The sequence below is a fragment of the Roseiarcus sp. genome (genome assembly GCF_052145395.1).
Lineage (GTDB): Bacteria > Pseudomonadota > Alphaproteobacteria > Rhizobiales > Beijerinckiaceae > Roseiarcus.
The window spans coordinates 1-4,234 of sequence record NZ_JBKQOT010000877.1 but is presented as its reverse complement, the minus strand read 5'-3'; the positions used below and the strand labels follow the sequence as shown (position 1 = coordinate 4,234).

At 66.1% G+C, this 4,234-nt stretch carries 5 protein-coding genes; 4 read left to right on the top strand and 1 reads right to left on the bottom strand.

Features of this window, described 5'->3' with window-relative positions; genetic code table 11:
• Window positions 1–131 precede the first annotated feature (131 nt).
• Window positions 132–1,958: a C2 family cysteine protease gene (locus ACLP25_RS30440; protein WP_442472827.1), complete on the bottom strand. Its 1,827-nt coding sequence runs from the start codon at window positions 1,956–1,958 to the stop codon at window positions 132–134.
• A gap of 450 nt (window positions 1,959–2,408) precedes the next feature.
• Here ACLP25_RS30440 and ACLP25_RS30435 point away from each other — a divergent pair, with 450 nt between their 5' ends.
• From ACLP25_RS30435 to ACLP25_RS30420, 4 genes are all read left to right on the top strand, one after another.
• On the top strand, window positions 2,409–2,996 hold the full coding sequence (locus ACLP25_RS30435; RefSeq protein WP_442472826.1) for a LysR family transcriptional regulator: 588 nt from the start codon (window positions 2,409–2,411) through the stop codon (window positions 2,994–2,996).
• A complete protein-coding gene (locus ACLP25_RS30430; protein ID WP_442472825.1) occupies window positions 2,993–3,214 on the top strand; it encodes a LysR substrate-binding domain-containing protein in 222 nt (73 codons plus the stop codon). The genes ACLP25_RS30435 and ACLP25_RS30430 overlap by 4 nt, the downstream gene beginning before the upstream one ends.
• A 214-nt stretch (window positions 3,215–3,428) precedes the next feature.
• Window positions 3,429–3,686, top strand: a complete 258-nt coding sequence (locus tag ACLP25_RS30425) for a hypothetical protein (RefSeq protein WP_442472824.1) — start codon at window positions 3,429–3,431, stop codon at window positions 3,684–3,686.
• Complete coding sequence (locus ACLP25_RS30420; protein ID WP_442472823.1) at window positions 3,683–4,114, top strand: type II toxin-antitoxin system VapC family toxin; 432 nt, start codon at window positions 3,683–3,685, stop codon at window positions 4,112–4,114. The genes ACLP25_RS30425 and ACLP25_RS30420 overlap by 4 nt, the downstream gene beginning before the upstream one ends.
• Window positions 4,115–4,234: the final 120 nt, after the last annotated feature.

The window sequence follows — 4,234 nt, the reverse complement described above, 5'->3', positions numbered from 1 at the left end:
CTACGTTCGATTGCGAAGACTCCCCAGCGGGCGCCGTCGGGTCGCCGCAAATCAATGGATCAATATAGAATGACCAACGCACGCAAACACGGGCGGCCGCGACTCTTGGAGCCGCGGCCGCAGCGCGCGGCTTACGCGATGGTCGCGACCCCATTGCTGATGGTGCACTTTTGCAGGCTCGACACGCCGGCGAGGAACACGCCGTGGGTCAGATCGGTCGACGACGAAATCCAGTCACCGCCGCCGACCAGCGTCTGATCGATGCTGCCGCCGTTGAGCGCGACCGACAGCATATCGTAGGCCGAGTTGAAGGCGGTGATGTCTTCGACCCCGCCCGTCGCGCCCAGCGCGAAGTCGATCGTCGCGCTGCCCGTGCCGAGCGCGACCGCGTCGTAGCCGCTGCCGATGTTGAGGCTCGTCGCCTTGCCCGCGCCCGAGCCTGTCGAGGTAAAGCCTGCAATGGTCGCCTTATCGGAATCGCCGCCCATGTTGACGGTCGTGGCGGCTCCGAGGCCGGTCAGGGTGAGCGAGTCGGCGCCCGCCGTCCCGTTCACGGTTAACGAGGCGAGCTTGGTGTCGCCGATGAGCCCGGAGAGGCCTGCGTCGACGTTGGCCACTGTGTCGGTCACCGAGAACTTCGTCACCTGCGTCATTTTCTGCAGGGCCGGCGCTGCGACGACCGAGGCGCCGCTGACCGAACTCGCCGTCCCGGCGTTGTCGGCGGTGATGGTGTCGCCGTCAGAGAGGAGGGTGTTGAGGCTCACCTCAAAGGTCGTGTCCCAGGATTGGCCGGCTTCGACGCCCCACGGATTGCGGATCTCCAGCATGCCCGTCGAGGCGTCGTAACCGTAGATCGACATCGCGTGATCGGCGATGAGCGTATAGCGGCCGCTGGAATCCGTGGCGTAGGTGTTCGAGGACAGCACGAGGTCGTCGCCGACGAGGAGATCGCCGGCGAGCGTCGAATCAACCGAGCTGGCGCTGAGGTTGGAGGTCGTGGTGGCGCTGGTGAACGACTGATTGTAGGCGTACGACGTCCAACTCGAACGGCCTGGGTCGAAGTCGGTGATCGTCGAAGCCCCGGTGATTTCCTCGAACGCGAATTCGGGCCCTCCGCCGTTGCCGATGGTCGAGAACGAGTTGCCGTCATTGACGCCGTTGCCGGTGATGACTCCCTGGGCCTGGACCTCGGCATAGGCTTGCTCGATGAGGCTTCCCCAGATGTTCGACGCCTTGTTGAATTCCGTTCCGCCGTTGGCGAGCTGACTGTCGACCGTCACATATCGCGCTTGGCCGTCGACGTAGAACCGGACGCCATATGTGCCGTTGCCGTTATTGGTGATCATCGACTCGATCGCCGAAGGATCCTGGTTCGCGACCTCGGCGAGCGAGCTGAGCAGATAGCAGTCGCCGAGGTAGCCCTGGTTGATGTCGGACATGGTCGGGCCGGCGGCGCCGTACAGGGGGGCGGTCACGGTCGAATACCTAACGGAGAAGGTCGTATACCCGCTCATCGAGACGCTGCTGCTCGACAGGTCGGTTCCGAGAAACCACTTGCCGGTCAGCTCATTGAGCTTCGTCGCGGTATAGCCTGTCGCGAGATTGCCGAGCGCGACGGAACTCGAACCGCCGCCGGTCCATGTCGCGTTGGCGGCGTTTCCGTTGACGAGCGCGTTGGTGATGAACTGCAGATAGCCCGAGGCGCCCATCGAGCCGATGTTGGCGGCGATCGACTTGAGGTCGTTGAGCTGGCTCGCCGAAAGCGTCGTCTTCGACGAGGTCAGTTCGGACGCGAGGTCGCTCAGCGCCTTGGCGATATCGGCTTCGGTGATCGAGCCCGAGCTGGAAAAGGAGGTGAAGTCGGCTTTCAGATCAGCGTCGCTGAGGCTGGAAATCCAGGACGGTGGGCTTGAGGATTTCGTCGTGGTGGTCGTGGTGCCTGTTGTCGTCGAGGTCATGGTAAGCCTCCAAAGGCTTTGCGGGCATGCGCTGTCGGCGAATGTCCGACCGCCCCGCCAACTTCGCCTCGAACGCCTGAACCAATCGGCGCCGCCTTCGTTTCAAAGCTTCCTATTGCCGGGTTGCTCGGCCGTTTTACTTCTGGGCCGGGCGCTATTCGGCAGCCGTAGTAAGCTCAGGATGGCCGACGCGGGTGAAATTTTATCGAATTTCCCTTCACGTCGCCTCATCCTCACCTTTCGTTGTCGCACAGCGCGCGCGGACCCGGATCAAGGCCGTCGGTCTCGCGGCGTCGCCGTCGACGCCGCTACGAAAATCCCACTTTTCTTCCGCCCCCGGCCGCGTGGCGTTGCGAAAACGGGGTTCCCCAGAATCGACGGACTGGATCAAGAACAGGGCGGCCGTCGGCGCGACTCTTCCGAGACTCGGATTCACGCTAGTGTCGCGCGATGGACTGGGACAACGTCAGGGTCTTACTCGCGGTCGCCCGGGCGGGGCAGTTCGTGGCCGCGGCCAAGCGGCTCAAGGTCGACCACGCCACCGTCAGTCGCAGGATCGCCGCGCTCGAGGCCGCGCTCGGCGCAAAGCTGATCGACCGCCGCACCACAGGGGCGACGCTGACCGGCGCCGGCGAGCGTTTCCTCGGCGCGGCCGAGGAGATGGAGAGCGCCTTCCTTCACGCGCAGGGCGAGATTTCCGGCGTCGATCTCGAACTCGTCGGCGACGTGCGGATCGGCGCGCCGGACGGGTTCTCGACCTACTACCTGACCGGGAGCTTACGCGACTTTTCCGAGCGTCATCCCGGCGTGCGGCTGCAGCTGATGCCGCTGCCGCAGCTGACCCCGCTTGCGCGGCGCGAGGTCGACGTGGTCGACGGCCTCGACAAGCCGGAGGAGGGCCGGTTCGTGGCCCGCAAACTGACCGACTACACGCTCGGGATCTATGCCAGCCGCGCCTATCTGGAGCGGCGTCCCGCGCCCGCCGACGCGAGCTCTTCGCCGGGGCGCCGACCGGCTTCGAATGCGCCAGCGCCGTGACGCAACTCGAAGCCCTGCGCGCCGGCGTGGGCTTGTGCGTCGTACACGACTTCATCGCCCGCCGCTTTGCGGACCTCGTCCGGGTGCTGCCGGAAAGGCGGGCGACGCGCGCCTACTGGCTCGTCACCCACGAGGACACCCGCGGGCTCGGGCGCATCCGCGCGGTCGCCGAGCATCTGGCCGAGGCGGTGACGCGCGATCGGGGCATGTTTTCGTGAGCCGCAGGGCTCGGGCGCCCGAGGCGTGCGGTCGGACGGTCCCGCGCAAGGCGGCGCCTTCCCTATCCGGACCGCGCCGTTGCGAGCTTTGTGTCCGGCAAGCGCGCCTCCCATTGACGGATGTGTCGGCAAGGCGAGGGACCCCCATGCGGCGTTGACGGCTCCGCCATTCGCAGGCATCATGACAGCAGTCCCCCTAGCATCGCGATGCCTCATGCGAACCACAGTCACGCTCGATCCCGACGTCGAGATCCTGTTGCGCAAGGAAGTGCGCCGACGCGGCGAGTCCTTCAAAGACGTGCTGAACAACGCCCTGCGCGTCGGGCTGCGCAGCCGGAATGAGCCCGACGAGGCCTTCGAGCCCCTCACCTTCGACATGGGCAAGCCGCGGGTCGATCTCACCAAGGCGGCCTCCCTGGCCGCCGAGCTGGAGGACGACGAGCTTGCCGGTCGGCATCGGCGCAGCCGATGATCCTCCCGGACGTCAATACGCTTCTCTACGCCGTCAACCGATCGAGCGATCAGCACGCGGTGGCGCTCGAAGCCTTGCAGCGGGGATTCGCAGATCCGCGCGGCGTCGGCTTCGCCTGGACGGCGCTCCTGGCCTTCCTGCGCTTGAGCACGCGCCGCGGCATCTTTCCGAGGTCATTGTCTGTGGAAGACGCGTTGTCCGTCATCGAGCGCTGGCTGGCCCATCCGCGTGCGCAGGTCGTGAACCCGGGCGAGCGGCACGCGGAGGTGCTCGGACGATTGCTGAGGTCCGCGGGCGCCGCCGGCAATCTGACGACGGACGCGCATCTCGCCGCGCTGGCGATCGAGCAGGGCGCGACCCTGGTCAGCTTCGATCGGGATTTCGCCCGTTTTGAAGGTCTGCGCTGGACGTTGCCCAAGCCTGACTGAAGGAAGTGCGCTCGTCGGTTCGATACAGTCCGGTCTGCTCGATGCTTTTCGGACCGGTGTCGGCCTCTACGCGGCGCGCCTGCTGGCTCGTCACCCACGAGGACACCCGCGGCCTCGGCC